The organism is Paenibacillus sp. FSL M7-0802 (assembly GCF_038004945.1).
GTDB classification, from domain to species: domain Bacteria; phylum Bacillota; class Bacilli; order Paenibacillales; family Paenibacillaceae; genus Paenibacillus; species Paenibacillus polymyxa_B.
The window spans coordinates 2,301,479-2,319,180 of the sequence record NZ_JBBOSD010000001.1; the positions used below are offsets into that span (position 1 = coordinate 2,301,479).

Here is a 17,702-nt window from a genome sequence, read left to right on the forward strand (position 1 = left end):
TCGAAACAAGTCTGTCACACATAAAGCATCTTCAGCTTAAACAACGTCATAGCCTTGGTCTTCAATGGCTGTTTTCAGAGCTTCAACGTTCAGCTTGGACTCGTCATACTCTACATTCACTTGTTTCGTTTCGAGGCTGACCTTGCCGGTAGCGCCAACTTTCTCCAAAGCCCCTTCTACTGCTTTCACGCAATGATTGCAGCTCATGCCTTCTACGTTCAATGTAACTTGTGCCATTTTCTTTTCCTCCTCAGGGGGTACTTTATGCACCCGATTATGTGTATGGGTATTACTTTTAGCGGATTAGCTTCTTGACCGTAACCAGCAGCTCGTCAATCACTTCCTGCTCTCCTGCCTGCATGCGCTCAATGACACAGCTTTTCATATGCCCTTCCAGCAGCAGCTTGCCGACACCATTCAGCGCGGACTGGACAGCCGCAATCTGGTTCAGTACATCGTCACAGTAGGTATCCTTCTCAATCAAACCCTTAATTCCGCGAACCTGACCTTCAATACGGTTCAACCGGGATACGAGGCTGTTCTTGAACTCTGCCGAATGATGACTTTTTCTAACTGTCTTTTCCCCGTCTGTTCCACAGTGATTCTCATGGACTTCAGTGTGGGAAACAGGTTGCTCCTCAGCCATACATCAGCCTCCTGTGTGGTGTATATATGCATTTATGCATTTGTTATATCCTTATCATAATATACCCCCACGGGGTATGTCAACATTCTAGAAAAATGTCACTTTTTCGCCCTATTTTAAGCCTTCGCGCGTGCTTCCTTAGCAAGTACGACAAAGCTTAATAGCGCTCCAACCTCGGCTATAGCTATAACGACCGCCATCGGTACGGGGGTTGTTCCACTCCCCAAGCCTACTAGCGGTGAAGCGATGGAGCCAAGTAATAGAGGCAACAAACCAAGCATGGCGGACGCACTGCCTGCGGAGCGCTGCTGACTCTGCATTGCCAATGAAGTCGTCGTTGTACTCACAATCCCTACGCAGGAAACGACAAAAAACAGAGGAACTAAAACAGCAAACAATTGGCCTCCGGTAAAGGCTACAGTAAGCAAGCTAATTCCGGCTACAGCCGCAATTACCAGACCCGACAAGAGTAACTGTCGTTCGCTGAAGCGACCCACGAGTCTACCCGTCAACTGCGAAAACAGTACAATCCCCAAACCATTCACTGCAAAAATGATGCTATACGTCTGAGGAGAAACCCCGAAAATATCCTGAAGCACGAATGGTGAGCCAGCGATATACGCGAACATCGCTCCTGTAATCAGCGCCTGTGAGAAGGCATAGCCCATAAAGCGTCGATCGGCAAACAAGTGACCGAGTGTTCCTAGCGTCTGCTTCAAGCCACCGGATGAGCGGCGGTTAGTTGGCAACGTTTCTGGCAAACCCAATACGACGGCAATCAGCATAGCCACGCCGACTACACAAAGCACCATGAATACACCACGCCAGGAAACAAAGTTCAAAATGACACCGCCCAGTACTGGTGCAGCGATGGGGGCCACGCCGTTCACCAGCATAAGTAGTGAGAAAAAACGTGTCAACTCTTTGCCCGAGTATAGATCACGGGCTACAGCTCTGGAAATCACGATCCCCGCCGACCCCGTAAGCCCTTGAATAAAGCGAAGCACAATGAGCATACCGATATTCGGCGCAAACACACATAACAGCGAAGCAGCAGCGTACAGAATGAGCGAGATCACCAGCGGTCCTCTGCGACCCCTTACGTCGCTAAGCGGACCAGCAACGATCTGGCCAACGGCCAGTCCCAACAGACAGGCGGTTAAACTAAGCTGCGCCAGCGAAGTGGTCGTATGCAAATTGTCGGCTAATGTAGGCAGCGACGGCAAATACATATCTATGGACAACGGCCCGAAAGCACTCAATGCACCCAGGACAAAGGCGATCCATAATATTCGCGATTTGGTCATATCTGCGGCAACCATAACAGTATTGGATAACCGGTTCATAATAATAATCATCCTTTTCAAAAAAATATAAATAATTACTTCAATGTATCATGATATCACTCATTTCGTCTGGCTTCGAATAATTACACGCTAATCCGCAATTTTTTTTCAAAACTGCTATATATCAGGCAGGAATTTACCAATTTCAGGTCGAATTATACGGTAACCAAAACAAAAAATTTGTGGAATCTGGAGAATGATAATGGTCTATGATGGAGTGCTACTAGGTCTCATTGTAGGTCTGTTCAGAGGAGGCTGGCGGCAAGGTCTGATCCGTTTCAGTCAAATTCGCCTTATAGCCGGCTGGATGTTCCCCTTGCTGCTGCTGGTACAATTCATTATTTTTTATTTCCAGGAAAAGTGGGCTTGGCTGGCAGCCATTAACGGGTATCTATTTATGGGAGTCTACGTGGTTGGATTGATATTTCTCTGGTTGAACAGACATCATAAGGGATTCAAGCTTATTATAATCGGCGTATTGATGAATTTTATCGTTATGGCGGTGAATGGCGGCAGGATGCCGGTCTCGTTGAGCGCTTCGGAGGTGCTGGGTCCCTATTATACAGATATGCTTAAATCCGGAAGTGTCATCTCGAAACATTACATGATGGATGCGAGCACGCGTCTATCATTGCTTGGTGACATTATTCCTCTCTCCAAGCCCTATCCCCGCACGCAGGTAATTAGTATTGGAGATGTTGTCATGAATTTCGGGATGTTCCTGTTTATCCAAAGCATTATGGTCGTGAAGAGAACTAAGGATAAGCAGCAAGAAACCAATCCCCGCCACGCCTAGTGCACACCTTATTCCAAGGAAGGGAGGGAACCCTATGAAAAACTTGAAATACTCCCGTGTGATTATCAATGCTATTATCGTAGCTTCTGTCATAATTGCTTTGACTTCCGGTTACAAAATCGGGGGCTAGTCACCGATAAGAAAAAAAGGAAGCACAGGCTCAACAAAACAGGCTGGATTCCGGCCTGTTTTTTCATGTGAAATTTTCGATTACAAAATTGTAAATTATCCCATTCACCCCTGGTAGCTTTGACATCAAGATACGACAAGGCAGGAGAAGAAATGATGAGTATAATAAAAAAGCTGCAAGAACGGGTTACCGCGACGGGAATATATGTGTTTTTCATATGTTTGGCAGGCGTGATCGTCCTCCTGTATACGAACCAATGGTCCTTTTTGCACTATACGACAACAGAGTGGGTCACGATCTATTCCCTACTGGGAGCCGTTCTGATTCTGGAGCATTTTACATTCCAGCTACCACCGGCCAGTAACAAACAGTCCATGGATTCCTCCGTGTATCTGGCTTGTATTTTTGTGCATGGCACCGAAATTGCTATTCTGATTTTGTTGTTAAATGTAATCATTGCCATGTTCCGGCACGCAGAGCTGTCCTGGTGGAAGCATACCGCCAATTTTTCCATTTACGCCCTTTCCATTTTCCTGTCTTCAACAGTATTTGAACTAAGCGGCGGAACGCAGGGGGCTTTAAACCAAGATCATTTCGCTTCCTACCTGCTGGCGTTGATTTGCTACTTTGCGGTGAACACCATCACACTGGGCATCTACTTTTATATCGCATACAAAGGGTCCTTCAATGAGCTTAAACAGGCTTTTTTGGCTGAATCCCTGCTCGTATACTTATGTACACTCATTCTGTCTTTGGTATTGACTACACTGATTTATAACAACGGCATTTTAGGACTTTTGCTGTTCCTTGGGCTAAGCATGCTCCTGTCTCACGCATTCAAGCAAATGTTCACACTGTATCGGGAAATCGAAGAAAAAGCGAACATGGATCGCAGAACAGGGCTATACAATCACAGCTACTTTGAAAATACACTTGAAGCTGAATTGAATATATCCCGATCCGAGAATACTCCTCTCAGTCTGGCGCTGATTGATATTGATGATTTCAAAAAATACAATGATCATTTCGGTCATCTTAAAGGCGATCAGCTACTGGGATTTCTCGGTGAGTTTCTTAAGAAGGAAACCTCCGGCACCCACATCACCGTATCCCGCTATGGTGGAGAAGAATTCACCCTGCTTATGCCCGGTCATACCGCTGAACAAGCATATGAAACAGTCAATACTATTCGAAAAAGATTAAATGATTCTCGTTATGAGGGTGTTGAAATTTTTCCACACGGCTGTCTGTCCTTCTCCGCAGGTATTGCACAAAGCCGCATTGACATCTACGACAAGTCACAGCTGGTCGATCTGGCGGATAAAGCCCTGTACTACGCCAAGAAACAGGGCAAAAACATCGTTCATACGCACGGAAGTTTAAATGAAGTGGAGCGCGAGGTCGATCTGGGGCAGGATATTCGTGATCTCGAGCAGCAGCTTAATTTGTTCTTGTACAAGGATATTAACACTTTCAAGCATTCCAAGCGGGTATTCAGATATGCAGCAGACATGAGCGATGTGCTTCAGCTTGGACCAGAGGATAAGCGGCGTTTCATACTAGGTGCCCTCATTCATGACATTGGTAAACTGGAGATTCCCTGGAATATCCTCAATAAAAAAGAGAAGCTCTCCGGTGAGGAATGGCAGATGGTGCAAGCGCATGTCATGTGGGGCAAACGTATTGTCGAAGCCAACGAACGATTCATAGATTTGGTTCCTTTTGTGGAGCTGCATCATGAACGTTATGACGGAGGAGGCTATCCGTTTGGCTTTAAGGGCGAGCAAATTCCACGTTTATGTCGGATGCTGACGATCATCGACTCTTTTGACGCGATGACAACCGAGCGCCCCTATCAACCCACCAAAACGTTCGAGGAGGCCATTGAAGAACTACGTGCCTGCTCGGGTAGCCAATTCGATCCCAAACTAACGGCTATTTTTATCCATTATATTCAACATAAGCAACCTGCTTTCACGGATCTCATGGAAACAGGGCTCTAATTCCTTCATAGGCTCTTCCTCTTTGCCCCTAGCATGGTTGAAATCGTCCTGAATTCAACCACGCTAGGGGTTTTCATATGATTGGCATTTTGTATAATGCTTATTATTTCAAATTTCATATAAATGTCATAATTCGCTCCATCTATTCACGCTATATGCACTATGATTAAGATAGGAAGGGGTTTGTCCGTATAAAATGTTACAAATGGGGATATCCTCGCTTCAAGTAATCGAGAGAAGGTGACTTCACAGGCATGTTGTACCTGTCCAGACCAGCCCGTGTGGCTTGTCTTTTATTGCTGTGTCTCCCCCTTCTGATCCTGTTTCCTCACTCTTCGTGGGCTCATGCATTTGTCATTGAATCCAGTCCGACCGAAAATCAGGTTTTGGACAAGTCGCCTTCTCAGGTGACCATCACCTTCAATGAAGATTTGCAATCTGCCTTCATGTCGATCAAAGTGACCGACGAAACAGGCAAGCGGGTCGACACAGGAAAAGCACAGCTTGACCCGAATCACAAAGCCACCATGGAAATTCAATTGATTCAAGGGATGAAAAATGGAATTTACTCCGTCAATTGGAGAGCTTTATCCGCAGACGGACATCCGGTTAATGGAGTTATTCCATTCCAAGTGGGCAGTGGTTCCAATGCGCCTACCCATCAAGCTACCGCACCTGAAGGCTCAGGGACATCACGAATCGACTTAATCGCTGTCCGTTGGTTTCTTTACATAGGACTATCGCTGCTTTTTGGAGCGATTTGTTTCCGGCTGTTCATCTTACCGAGCATAAGCCAAGACAAGAATCGAAGTGAACAGCATAAGCAAAATCAGCGGCCCTTTGAAACATTGCCCCGCTGGACTAAGCTGCTATGGAGCGGCTACGGCATAACGTCTGCCGCCATTCTGATCAGCCTGCCACTTCAGGCTTCATGGGATGCCGGAGTTTCCATCAGGGAGGGCTTCTCATTCCCGATTCTGGGAGAAGCTCTCCAGTTTACTGGAGCCGGACAAATTTGGTTTATCCAGATGATTCTCGTGCTACTCCTAAGCGTAACGCTGATTTACGCGCTGGATCACAGCATTTCGAATCGCCAGCGCCGTCTTTGGGGATACAGCTCGGCTCTCCTAACGCTATGCCTCATGCTGTCCAAGGCCTTTGTCGGCCATCCGGCAGCGGCTACGCATCCAGCTCCAGCCATTGCGGCGGACTTCGTCCATCTCGCGGCAGCAGCCTTTTGGATCGGCTCACTTGCCGTCATGGTCGTGTGCCTGCCGGTTGCCGGAGCAGAGTTGCCCGTATCCGAACGGGCAACTCTGCGACAAGCCGCCTTGCGCCGCTTCGCCGGCTGGGGCATTGCGATGGTGGCAGCGTTACTCGCCACCGGTATATATGGAGCCGTGCTGTACATTCCGGCTCCCTCCATGCTGCTGAACACGTCCTATGGACTCGTTCTGCTCGGCAAAGCAGCGCTGCTGCTAGTCATGCTGGTCTTCGCGGCCAGCCAGTTCCGCAGCGCACGGCAAGCGGCGGCGAGTAAGCGAGCCGCTGGGGGATTGCGTGCCGAGTTGTCCGTCGGCCTGCTCGTGATGCTGTTGACCGCGGTGCTCACTCACCTGTCACCCGGCCAGGCACCTGCTGTACCGTTTGAGGAGACTCGCACTACGGGCGAATATAACGTTACACTGGCAGTCAGCCCCAATGCTGTGGGCAGCAATGAATTTAAGGTATCCGTTCAGGATAGCAAGGGTGCTGCCGTTTCGGGAATCCAGCAGGTCACGTTAACGCTCACTCCAGCAGACCCTGACCAAGATCAACAGGAATTTGTTCTGCCCGTAAAGCAACAACAACCATTCCGCAGTCAGGAATTGATGACCTCCGAAGGAACATGGGCGGTAAAAGTACATGCTCTGACGGCATCACTCGATGCGGTTGATGCTGAATTTACCCTGTATGTAGGCGGTAAAAAATAATTATTTTATACTTAAAAGGAGCGAAATGAATATGAATACAACGATTCAAACAGCAAAATCCAGATTTTCCAGGTTTGCAACCTCTGTGGGTCTAATTGCGGCGGGTGCCTTACTTTTTGCAGGCATGGCCAGTGCACATGTGACAGTTAAGCCTTCTATTTCACAACCTAATGCATGGGAAACGTACACATTGAAAGTACCCGTGGAAAAAAACATTCCAACCACCAAAGTCGCCTTGAAAATTCCGAAAGAGGTCGTTTTCAAACAATACGAGCCTGTACCGAATTGGAAGGTAGCCACCGAAAAAGACAGCTCTGGCAAAGTAACCACCGTGACCTGGACGACTGAAAAAGACGGCATTCAAGCGGGTCAGTATCAGCGTTTCAGCTTTGTAGCGCAAAATGCAGACCAGAATACCGCAGCAGCCTGGGACGCCTTCCAATATTATAGTGACGGAAGTATTGTGGAATGGACAGGCGACGAAGGAAGTAACAACCCTCATTCCATTACCGAAATCACGGCGGAAGCCACGTCCGCAACCCCTGCCGCAGACAGCGGACACGATTCAGCGGGTACGGCAGCAGGCCACGCGAGCACAGATACGACTAAAGATAGCAGCAGTCCCGCACCTGCTTCGAACAATGCTGTAGAAGCTGCCCCTGCTGCTTCTGCTCCTGCCAGCTCTACTGCACAAACGACAGCACTCGTCCTCTCGATCATTGCAGTCGTTCTTGGTGCCGCAGCTGTCGGCATTGCACTCAAGCGCCGCAAGTAATCTGGGTTACGAATGAAGTTAAGATCGTTTTAAAAAGAAAAAGCTGACACCTAGTTAAAGGGGTCAGCTTTTTTGTATGAAAGAACACGATTAATATTCAGCTTTAATACATATTCAAATTCATCTCATCCTATTATTTCACATTCACCTTTCTATCATTTTTTTGGTAAAATGGTAGATACCTCACGATTCTAACATGATAGCATTGCAATCTATTGAGCATAGGAGATCATAGGATGAAAATCGTAAATAAGGCTCTGTTATCTAGCGCTATTTTCCTGAGTACCGCAGCGGGCATCTATAGCCCCTTGGCACAAGCCGAGACCGGCAAGATCAGCATTATGCTGGACGGATATCCATTACCGTTCCCCGTACAACCTGCCATGATGAACGGCACGACCATGGTTCCCTTTCGCGCTATTTCTGAGGCTCTCGGCATTACAGTGAAATGGGATCAAGCCAGCCAAAGCATCACTGCTACCAAAGCGCAAGGCTCTGCTACCAAACAGGTGGTTCTAAAGATGGGTAGCCGCAATGCCACAGTGGACGGACAAACGGTTCAACTAACAGCCGCTCCGCAAACCGTGCACGGCAGCACCATGATTCCGCTGGGCTTTTTCGGGCAGCAGTTTGGAGCCACGGTGAACTGGAACCAGGGAACACGGACGGTCTCCATTACATCGCCACGTGAAGCTATGTATACAGTAGGCTTCTATGCGCTGTCTTCCTTTGACCAAAAATCCAAAATACCGGATTTTAACGCAGTTGCCTTCGGCTGGAGTCGAATTGATACGAACGGACAATTTACGACAAACGGCAAAGAATACAAATGGCCTCAAGCCGCTGGAACCGTAACGCCGGAGTCCATTGTGCAGGAGGCAGACAGCCAGGGGACTTCCCCTTACCTGATGGTCTATTCCGGAGATGGCAATCACGAACTGACCAAGGTTTTGGAAAATGCGCAGCTTCAAGAACAAACCATTTCCCAAATCGTCAGTACCGCCACCGACAAACAATTTAAAGGCATTACGCTAGATCTGGAAGGATTGGGCTGGAGCGGCGATAAAGCCAAAGCGCGTTCAGACTACAACGCCTTTATTCAAAAGTTATCGGCCAAAGCGCATCAGGCTGGACTCAAGCTCACCGTCGTTCTACATCCGCTGAACAGCTCTTACTCTGGCTATGACTACAAAACGCTGGGCAATCTGGCGGACGATCTGATCATCATGGCCTATGATTACGGACAAAAGGCTACGCCTGAGCCTTTGGATAAAGTGGACGAAGCCATACAACTGGCCTTGAAGGAAACCTCGCGGGACAAGCTCATTTTGGGGATTTCGATGGGTAGTGAAAAAGATAGCACCGTTAACGCCAAGATCGGTTTAGCCAAACGTTATGACCTCAAAGGAATCGCTATCTGGCGCTTGGGCATCATTGGAGAAACGGCCTGGACGCAGATGAACGAAGCCATCGAGTTTAAATAAGTGTACATTTTATCTAAATAACCCAGACCTTATTCCGCCCGCTAATGATTTCTTATGCGTCTTCTATGAAATCATTTGGCGGGCTTTCTTCATGCCCTTTAACAAAAGTGCTTGCCTGATTTGGAAGTTGTCGTCACAGGCTCGCAACCCTGTTCTCCATAGAAGATCCCCCAGTCTCTCATAAAATCCAGCAACGGCCTTAACGTATCTCCCAACGGGGTAAGCGAGTATTCCACACGCGGTGGGTTCTCATTATAAATTTCACGGTGCACAATGCCATCTCTCTCCAGTTCACGCAACTGCAAGGTTAGCATCCGTTGTGTAATATTAGGCAAGGTCCGCCGAATTTCGTTATAGCGCCGCGGTCCTGTCGTCAAATGATACAAGATGACTCCCTTCCATTTTCCGCCTATAACCCCGACGGTTTTCGCTACCGGACATCCAAAATTAACGCTAACTGCATGTTCCATCTCCTGTGCCATGTATACCCCTTCTTTCTGTAGAATGTGTAAACCAATAGCCCCAGACGTATGACAAGGAACAAATATGTGCGTACTTGTTCCCTGCAAAAACTTTCTATATGATAACTATATATTCGATATCAGCTCTCATTATAGTAGCAGAAAACCCATAGAGTACCAACTAAACCCATATCAAAAGGAGTACATTTTATGTCTAATACATCAGCTAAAAAACAGGAAATTCTGGACGCCTTTCTGTTCAGGCACGCCACGAAAGAATTCGATCCCAATCGCATCATACCAGAAGAGGATTTTCAGTTCATTCTCGAAACCGGGCGACTTTCTCCAAGCTCCGTTGGTTTTGAACCATGGCAGTTTGTAGTTGTACAAAATCAGGCATTGAGAGAAAAGCTGGCTGCAGTTTCCAGCGGCGGTCAAAAGCAGATTCCTGCGGCTAGCCACGTCGTCCTGATTTTGGCGCGCAAGGATGTTCGTTATGATTCTCCTTACGTGGAGTATATGTATAAAGAGGTTAAAGGTATGTCTGAGGAGGACTTTGCCTCACTGCCAGGCCGCTATAAGATTTTCCAGGGTGAAAATCAACGCTTACTAGAAAACGAACGTACGTTATTTGACTGGGCTTCCAAGCAAACCTACATTGCCTTAGGCAATATGATGACAGCGGCGGCTCAGATCGGTATTGATTCCTGTCCAATTGAGGGCTTTAACTACGATCAGGTGCATGCCATTTTGGAGGAAGAAGGACTGCTAGAAAACGGGCTGCTCGATATTTCAGTCATTGCTGCCTTCGGTTATCGCGCTCATGAACCCAAGCGGGAAAAATCCAGACAACCGCTGGAAAAGGTCACCCGCTGGATTCTGTAATCTAATATCCCGAGTCTCTCCCCCAAGCACTGAACACTGAAGCATCAAAAAAGCGGGCTTGCGGCACTTCATCTGAATGATGAACATACCGCAGCCCGTCTTTTTTAGGTCACTTCAATCTCTATTAAAATACCCTTGGAAGCCAGGTTATCCAGGCACTCCTTCATATACTCATCGTCATGCTCCACATATGCACCCGCGCCTGCCAGTTCCTCACCCAGCTCCGCCTCCCAAGGCTCACACTGCTTACCGCGATACAACGGCTGTTCCCATAGTGGATCAACATTGTACCCTCTGCTTTTCATTTCGTCCATAATGAGCCTATGATAGCGCACCAGCAGCATTGGGTGATAATCGAACACATAATTCACGGTGGCGTGTGGCTTGCCCCACCCATTCCCGCGCAGGGCACAGCACTCACGATGTTGCCCCAGCAGTTGCGGACGGGGTAACCTGTCGATTAAATGTTCATGCCAAAGCCTCATGCTTCCACAACCCTATCTGTAGCTTTTTCTGGTCTATTGGATTAGCATACGGATACCTGTCAGCACAATGCCGATCAGGAAGCCTGTAACTGCGCCGTTAATACGTATCCACTGCAAATCCTGTCCCAGTTTGTCCTCCATCAGTGCAATCAGGGATTTGTTATCCATTTTGTCTACATTTTCGCGTACCAAGTTACCAATTCGACTATGGTTGGCTTCCACCAGTCCAGTAATACCTTCCACAATTCGCACATTGATCTTGTCCAGCAGCTCGGTATTCCCTCTTAAATCAGTCAGCATCCGATCCAATAGCGGTAAAATATAGGTCTGCACATAGCTTCCGTCTTCCATGTAGTCCAATAAGCGTATACGCAGTTCTTCCATTTTGCCCAGCACTGACGCATCGCCTTCCCAGGCTTCAACAAGGCTATCCTTCCAGCCGTTCAACCCTTCCTGAACCGTATCTTTCGTCGCCAATCGGGTCACCTGTGTTCTCAGACCATCCAGCACGGCCTGGCGGCGCGGGTGCTCTTCCCTTTGCAGTTCTGCTACCTGATCCAGCAGGAAATGACGAATCATTTCACCCATACGCTCTTCGTTCAGATAGCCGAGGAATGCGTTCAAGGCAAACTGCATCAGCCCGCTCACCTGCAAACCGCTAACAGCCTGCATCCCTAAGGTGCCCAGCGTATAACCCGTTTCGGGTCGCAAAAGCCAGGACTCGGCTTGCTCCAGCGTGTAATCCAGTGCGCGGCGATCATAGCCCTTCTCGCTGGTTTGACGAGCAAGCGCCTCCAGCAGCGGTCCGGTGTCAAAGTCAGTCACCTGCCGCTTGAGCTCTGCCACGATGACCGGAGCCAATTCCGCGAGCGGGAGCGACTGGACGAGACGCTTGGCAAGAACATCTATGGATGCCGCCGCCTCCGGCTTGCGCATTCCTTTTTCCACACCGCCCAGTACCAAATCGGCCAAACGAATATCTGCAATTTTAGACGCAATGCTGTCTTTGTTTAGCAGGTTATTTTCCACGGTACTCACCAATGCATTCGTGAGCTTGTCCCTATTTTTAGGAAGCAGCGCTGTATGTGGTATCGGAATGCCTAGCGGATGACGGAACAAAGCAGTGACAGCGAACCAGTCTGCCAGTCCCCCTACAAGTCCTGCCTCAAAAGCTCCGGCTAATAAACGAGCCCAGCCATATTGCTGGAAGGGCAATGTGGCTGCAAAGCCTGCCCCTAGAATAACGAGCGACCAAGCCGCTGCGGTTTTCGTACTTTTTGGTTTTCCCATCCTGTAATCCTCCAAACTGACTGTCGAGTAAGTAAAGCACTATACCTGTATTACCCATCATATCATTGCCCGTGTCATTTCCAAAGTTGAAAGCACTTTTGATGAAACGCGCAAGGGCACTTTTTGCGTAATTTTTTATGCATATATCTCTCTTTTTTACATTCATGTTTGTGAACAAAATCACAGTACTGGGCCCAAACTCTTATTTTCAATAATAAGCCTTACGAACCATTTTAACAAAACCAAGTCCCAATTTTTTTAAACCGAAAGGAGAAGTGAACAAGAAAGTTGAATGGGCATAAGATACCTTTTTTCAGTACCATTTTGGTATTTGACCTCAGAAAGGATTTGAATCCATGATAACCCCAGATTCTTTCAACAGCATTCGACTTTTTCATATGGATTATCAGATTAAATATCCATAAAAAGCGAGACTCCCATAAAGCTCACACACATAATTTGATATATAGACATATTTGTTGTGATAAAATAAACTTTTATAAATAGGAAATCATGTTTAATCAGCCATTATATATTGGTAAATCAAACCAAGATATGCTAGATAAAATTGCTTTTTTGTAAAGGAATTGAATATGACAACAGACCAAAAAAACAACGTGGGCCTCTGGAATGGCGATCCGGTCGTAATTGTACGCACTCCCTCCGCTTTTGCCAAGCAATCCCTTTTATATATCCAGGAATTAGGCTACTTTCAAAAAACTTCTGCTTTTACGATGGAAAGGAAAGAACTTGCCTCTTTTTTGCTTGTCTTTACGTTGTCTGGTAAGGGAGAATTACTGTACCGGGACAAGAAATATATCATAAAACCTCAAGATTTGTTCTTTATTAATTGCGAGGAATATGTTCAATACAGCACCTCCGGTCATGAATCCTGGGAGTATATCAGCCTGTACCTGTATGGCAACCTGATCGAAAATTTTTACGAACAATTTGCCAAGCATAATAAACCGGTCATTTCCATGCATAATCCGCATATTATATTGGATAAGCTCCATGCTCTGATTTGCGGGCAGTCTGACAGAAGTCTTTCCGCTGAGCTGCTAACGTCCAGGCTCATTGGTGAAATACTAATGTGCATTTTGCAACATCCCTATGATCATCCGCATGTGAATGCTGAAACCCTCAGCGAAGTACGCCGGGTACAGCAATATTTGGATCAGTCCTACTGTGAGCGAATAACACTGGACTCGCTGGCAGACATGTTTGAATTAAACAAGTTTAATCTGGCTAAAAATTTCAAAAAGCAGATCGGTTTCTCTCCGATTGATTATCTCATTAATGTCCGTATCACAGCCGCTCAAAGCTGGCTTAAAACCAGTGACATGTCCATTGTGGATATCGCAAGGTACGTAGGGATTCCCAATACGAGCCATTTTATTAACCTATTCAAGGAGCATGTAGGAGAAACACCTCATTCCTTCCGCAAAAAATGGGGGAACCGTTCCAAGTTGTAAATGAGAGGTTACATGAAATCAGTTTGATAGATGATAGACGCACAAGCTATTCAAGTTAATGGCAAAACTGTCGAAAGGCAGTGACGCAAAACTATAGGGCCTTCCTATCCGGATGGCAGCCAGCTACCAGATGAACGAGCTTTTTATTATGTCTTTTTTACATAGATCCATCACAAATTGCTATGCCTCTCTCGAAGAAAGCCCTGATCGCTATGATCAGGGCTTTTTTTCTATTGGGATAGTCATGTCTGCCTAGCATGCTGAATATACTAATTTCGAACGAAGCATTGCCATATTACGATGAATAGGAGAATCACTTGGAGCATGAGAACAAAAATAAATGTAATGATCATTGCCTTATTGCTCATTGTCCAAAGCTTTTTCAGCGCAACGCTGGCTTACGCAGATGCTCCAGCCCCAGAACTGCCGCAGAGTGCTGTATCTGATCCTACACCTACCGTTACAGATGCTGTATACGTTGTCCCAAACCTTGAACCTCCTGGGGAGATTCCTTCAAACACGGTCCCCTTCGTTCAAGGAGCAGTCAGTTCAAAGTCTCAACATGATGCAGCTCCGCAGAGCATACTAACGAAGTTGAACCTGACCGACGAAACAGGGCGTGTCATTGATGCGGTATATAGTCCCGGCAGCCAATTCGACATCGGATCAGCCATCCAACTAGGATATGAATGGGAGCTTCCTGACAATACCTATAAGTCAGGGGACACCTTCACCTTTCATTTACCAGAACAGTTTGTCATCTACACTGATATCTCATCTCCGTTAGTCACTACCGATGGAACCGTGGGATACTTCACAGTAGATCGTCAGGGCAAGGTTATCATGACCTTTAACCAATATGTAGAGAATCACTCCAATGTCAGCGGCAAACTACAAGTTAAAACCGAGTTTACGAAAGAAACGGTGAAAGGCAGTACAGAGATCATCATTGCGATTCCGATCAAAGGCGGGGTACAAACGGTCATCGTGAATGTAAAACCCCAGTCAGGGCCAACCCTAAGCAAACAAGGGAAAATAGAGGGCACCAATCAGATCGACTGGACCATTGATGTGAACAAACAACTAAACACCGTAAAGCATGCCCTCATCACCGATCCAATTCCTTCAGGGCTGGAACTCAGAAGAGACTCTATCCGGCTCTATCATCTACAAGTCAATATCGACGGCTCGACCGTTGTTCGAGACCTAGTGAATGCAAGTGAATATGCCATTGAAGCAGATCAAGCCGGGACAGGGTTTGTGATTCGTTTTCAAGACGATAGCATTAACACGGCCTATCAGATTCAATATTCCACGCGTATTATTGGCGATAAAACTCGTTTCTCCAACACAGCAACGCTTTCAGGAGATGCGATAGAGAACGTTGTTGCTACCGCTACTGTTCAGGTGGAACGTGGTGAATTTTTGTCCAAAAAGGTTGAAAAATATGATCATGCCACACAAACACTCTCGTGGGCCATAAGATATAACTTCAGCGAGACAAAAATCCCCGAAGCCAAAGCTCTTTTAATTGATCATTTCAATAAAACTCAAGAATTGCTGCCCGGTTCTTTGAAAGTATTTAAGGGAAACACACTGGAGGAGCTCCCATCGTGGGCGTATACTGTCATCCCAGTTGATTATCCGGACCGCAACGGCTTCAAACTTCAATTCAACTTCGACGTAGATTCAGCCTATACCATCCGATACCAGACTCAAGCCAGAGGCCGTGTCTATGATAATGGAAAAGTTATAAACATCATAACCTCGGATGGAACGCAGAAGATTGTATCGACGGAAATCATAAGCGGAGTTATGACTAAAATGTATGACACACCCAATTACAACACCAAAATCATACCTTGGGTGATTACCATCAATACAGACTTGTACATCATGAAAAATATTGTCATTCAGGATGTGTTTCCAAACGGGGGCTTGGCTTTGTTACCGGACACCCTGAAAATTCAAAGTGTTGACGGAACAACGGAGCTACGTGCGCCCACGGATTATGAGCTGGTTCCGCTATCACAGGACTATAAACAAGGATTTACGCTCATTTTTCATAAAGCCATTCAGAAGGCTTATACAATCAAGTATTCAACCACCTATAATAATGACTGGAAAACGGATACGACGAAGCCCGAGTTTCGTAATAAATCCCATATAGAATACCAGTTTGAAGACGGAGAAAGATCATCGCAAGGAGTGGAGTGCCCGATCTGGCCGGACTTTATGACACAACGAAACGGTGCCAAGCAAGGAAGCTATAATGCAACCTCCAAGCTCATTACCTGGGACATTAAAGCTAACTACAATCGCAAGATCCTGAATCACGCGGAAGTGAGAGACCCCTTGTTGCAAGGTCAGAAGTTACTGCCCGCCTCCGTAAAGGTATACGATATGACCTTGCTGGGATGGTGGGATGGCGTACAAAAAGGGGCTGAAATCCCGGCAGATCAATACACCATTATTCCTCCCTCCGAGCAAAATGGTAATGAGTTGCGTATCCAGTTCAAGGAGCAGATACAGACTCCCTACTGGATTACCTTTCAAACTTCATTGGAAGGAGAACTGATTGAAAAAGAAATCCACAATCAAGCCCTTCTACTGGATGGACAAAAAATAGTCTCTGAATGGGCAGCGCAAGTCGCGGTACCTCATGGCGGAGAATATGTATCTAAAGTCGGTACACAAAATGGAAATAAGATCGATTGGAGCATCCGCATCAATGAAGGACAGTCCCATGTATCCAACACTAAAATTATAGATCAGCCTAGCAACAATCAAATCCTAATTGAGGATTCCTTTCATTTGTACTCTACAATCATCGCTGCCAACGGAAATACCACCAAAAGCACCGAGTTGATTAGAAACCAAGATTACAAGCTGTATATCAAGACAGACGCTCAAGGCCAGCAAACTTTTGAAGTTACTTTTGCCAAGGATATTTCCACTGCTTTTATACTTGAATACCAATCGTTCATTCATGCTGAAGACAAAGCCAAGGTGAGTAATAAGGTTGCCTTTGAGGGGGATCGCTTGACGACAGAGATGCGGGAAACCAGCCAGGAAATCATCGTACGAACGTCTTCCGGCTCCGGTTCTGGCGGGGGTGTGACCGAAAGTCTTGAGCTGACCAAGGTAGATCAGGATATGCCTGACAAGGTACTGCCTGGCGCACAGTTTGCGCTCTATGATAAAGGTCAAAAAAGAGCCCCGCTCATTCAGACCACCAATGCGGAAGGCAAAATCATCTTTTCCTCCTTGCTTCATGACGATTATATCTTGGAAGAATTGGCAGCACCGGAGGGCTATAAAGTCACCGAGGGCAAGCTCGAGATCAAAATAGACGCAACACTGCGACAAAGCTCTGGTGTAAAGAGGGTTGTGATCACCAATCGTAAAGAAAAGAAAAACGAACCAGGAACGCCTACTCATCCAGACCCTTCACCCCCGTCCGGAGGCTCAGGTAAAAAACATGACAAAGATCCGGAAATACCCGATACTCCGTCTATAACCGTTCCTCCGTCATTGCCAAAGTCTCCGGAGGACATAGTCCCTCCACAGGAGGAACCTGCGCCTATACCGCCGGAGCCGGAGCCGCCAGCCGTCATGCCTCATCAAGATCCTCCTCCTCCGGTGGATTCGAAAGACGATCCCGAACCTAAGATCCGTCTCAAGGTTCCGGGAAAAGAACCTGAAGATCCGGAGGATACACCTGCGGTACACCAATTGCCCCAAACAGGTGAAGGCAGCCCCGTTCCGTTCTATTTGACAGGCATAGCGATGGTTATATGGGGCGTATTTTTGAAATTCAGACGAACAAACAAAAAATAAAACCGATCACCTGCCCTGATCTCCCGGCTCATTCCATTCCCGATTGGAATGAGTCGGGAATGGGGCATTTTTCCAAAAAATATGTATAATCCGTACTTTGCTTAGGGGAGGCG

Annotated in this window: 14 protein-coding genes and 1 riboswitch; of the genes, 8 read left to right on the plus strand and 6 right to left on the minus strand. The window is 46.8% G+C overall.

Features of this window, described 5'->3' with window-relative positions:
• Window positions 1-36: 36 nt before the first annotated feature.
• From MHB54_RS10760 to MHB54_RS10770, 3 genes are all read right to left on the minus strand, one after another.
• On the minus strand, window positions 37-237 hold the full coding sequence (locus MHB54_RS10760) for a copper ion binding protein (protein ID WP_013308457.1): 201 nt from the start codon (window positions 235-237) through the stop codon (window positions 37-39).
• 58 nt (window positions 238-295) lie between these two features.
• Window positions 296-646 carry a metal-sensitive transcriptional regulator gene (locus MHB54_RS10765; protein ID WP_013308456.1) on the minus strand — a complete coding sequence of 117 codons (351 nt, stop codon included), beginning with the start codon at window positions 644-646 and terminating at the stop codon, window positions 296-298.
• A 116-nt stretch (window positions 647-762) separates the two neighbouring features.
• Window positions 763-1,992 carry a multidrug effflux MFS transporter gene (locus MHB54_RS10770; protein WP_028541219.1) on the minus strand — a complete coding sequence of 410 codons (1,230 nt, stop codon included), beginning with the start codon at window positions 1,990-1,992 and terminating at the stop codon, window positions 763-765.
• A gap of 202 nt (window positions 1,993-2,194) precedes the next feature.
• On the opposite strand from MHB54_RS10770, the gene MHB54_RS10775 reads away from it, so the two are divergent.
• The 5 genes from MHB54_RS10775 (at window position 2,195) to MHB54_RS10795 (ending at window position 9,153) form a co-directional block, all read left to right on the plus strand.
• Complete coding sequence (locus tag MHB54_RS10775; RefSeq protein ID WP_068941042.1) at window positions 2,195-2,788, plus strand: DUF5317 domain-containing protein; 594 nt, start codon at window positions 2,195-2,197, stop codon at window positions 2,786-2,788.
• Window positions 2,789-3,070: 282 nt separating this feature from the next.
• Entirely contained in the window at window positions 3,071-4,921 is a 1,851-nt protein-coding gene (locus MHB54_RS10780; RefSeq protein ID WP_209940848.1) for a bifunctional diguanylate cyclase/phosphohydrolase, read from the plus strand.
• Between the two features lie 254 nt (window positions 4,922-5,175).
• The gene (locus MHB54_RS10785; protein ID WP_264454266.1) at window positions 5,176-6,894 is read left to right on the plus strand and encodes a copper resistance CopC/CopD family protein; all 1,719 of its coding nucleotides are present in this window, start codon (window positions 5,176-5,178) and stop codon (window positions 6,892-6,894) included.
• Window positions 6,895-6,925: 31 nt separating this feature from the next.
• A complete protein-coding gene (locus tag MHB54_RS10790) occupies window positions 6,926-7,669 on the plus strand; it encodes a YcnI family copper-binding membrane protein (RefSeq protein ID WP_028541222.1) in 744 nt (247 codons plus the stop codon).
• A 236-nt stretch (window positions 7,670-7,905) separates the two neighbouring features.
• Window positions 7,906-9,153 carry a stalk domain-containing protein gene (locus MHB54_RS10795; protein ID WP_053324480.1) on the plus strand — a complete coding sequence of 416 codons (1,248 nt, stop codon included), beginning with the start codon at window positions 7,906-7,908 and terminating at the stop codon, window positions 9,151-9,153.
• Window positions 9,154-9,251: 98 nt separating this feature from the next.
• Here the strand turns inward: MHB54_RS10795 and MHB54_RS10800 are convergent, their stop codons facing one another.
• On the minus strand, window positions 9,252-9,635 hold the full coding sequence (locus MHB54_RS10800) for a winged helix-turn-helix transcriptional regulator (RefSeq protein WP_023986690.1): 384 nt from the start codon (window positions 9,633-9,635) through the stop codon (window positions 9,252-9,254).
• 189 nt (window positions 9,636-9,824) lie between these two features.
• On the opposite strand from MHB54_RS10800, the gene MHB54_RS10805 reads away from it, so the two are divergent.
• The gene (locus MHB54_RS10805; RefSeq protein ID WP_028541224.1) at window positions 9,825-10,499 is read left to right on the plus strand and encodes an NAD(P)H-dependent oxidoreductase; all 675 of its coding nucleotides are present in this window, start codon (window positions 9,825-9,827) and stop codon (window positions 10,497-10,499) included.
• 104 nt (window positions 10,500-10,603) lie between these two features.
• Here the strand turns inward: MHB54_RS10805 and MHB54_RS10810 are convergent, their stop codons facing one another.
• The gene (locus tag MHB54_RS10810) at window positions 10,604-10,984 is read right to left on the minus strand and encodes a TIGR02328 family protein (protein ID WP_023986688.1); all 381 of its coding nucleotides are present in this window, start codon (window positions 10,982-10,984) and stop codon (window positions 10,604-10,606) included.
• 33 nt (window positions 10,985-11,017) lie between these two features.
• Window positions 11,018-12,274, minus strand: a complete 1,257-nt coding sequence (locus MHB54_RS10815) for a DUF445 domain-containing protein (protein WP_023986687.1) — start codon at window positions 12,272-12,274, stop codon at window positions 11,018-11,020.
• A 593-nt stretch (window positions 12,275-12,867) separates the two neighbouring features.
• Between MHB54_RS10815 and MHB54_RS10820 the strand changes: the two genes are divergently transcribed.
• Window positions 12,868-13,749, plus strand: a complete 882-nt coding sequence (locus MHB54_RS10820; protein ID WP_023986686.1) for an AraC family transcriptional regulator — start codon at window positions 12,868-12,870, stop codon at window positions 13,747-13,749.
• 50 nt (window positions 13,750-13,799) lie between these two features.
• Window positions 13,800-13,880, plus strand: a riboswitch (cyclic di-GMP riboswitch).
• Between the two features lie 193 nt (window positions 13,881-14,073).
• Window positions 14,074-17,589, plus strand: coding sequence for a collagen binding domain-containing protein (locus tag MHB54_RS10825; protein WP_264454267.1), 3,516 nt, complete (start codon window positions 14,074-14,076; stop codon window positions 17,587-17,589).
• Window positions 17,590-17,702 lie beyond the last annotated feature (113 nt).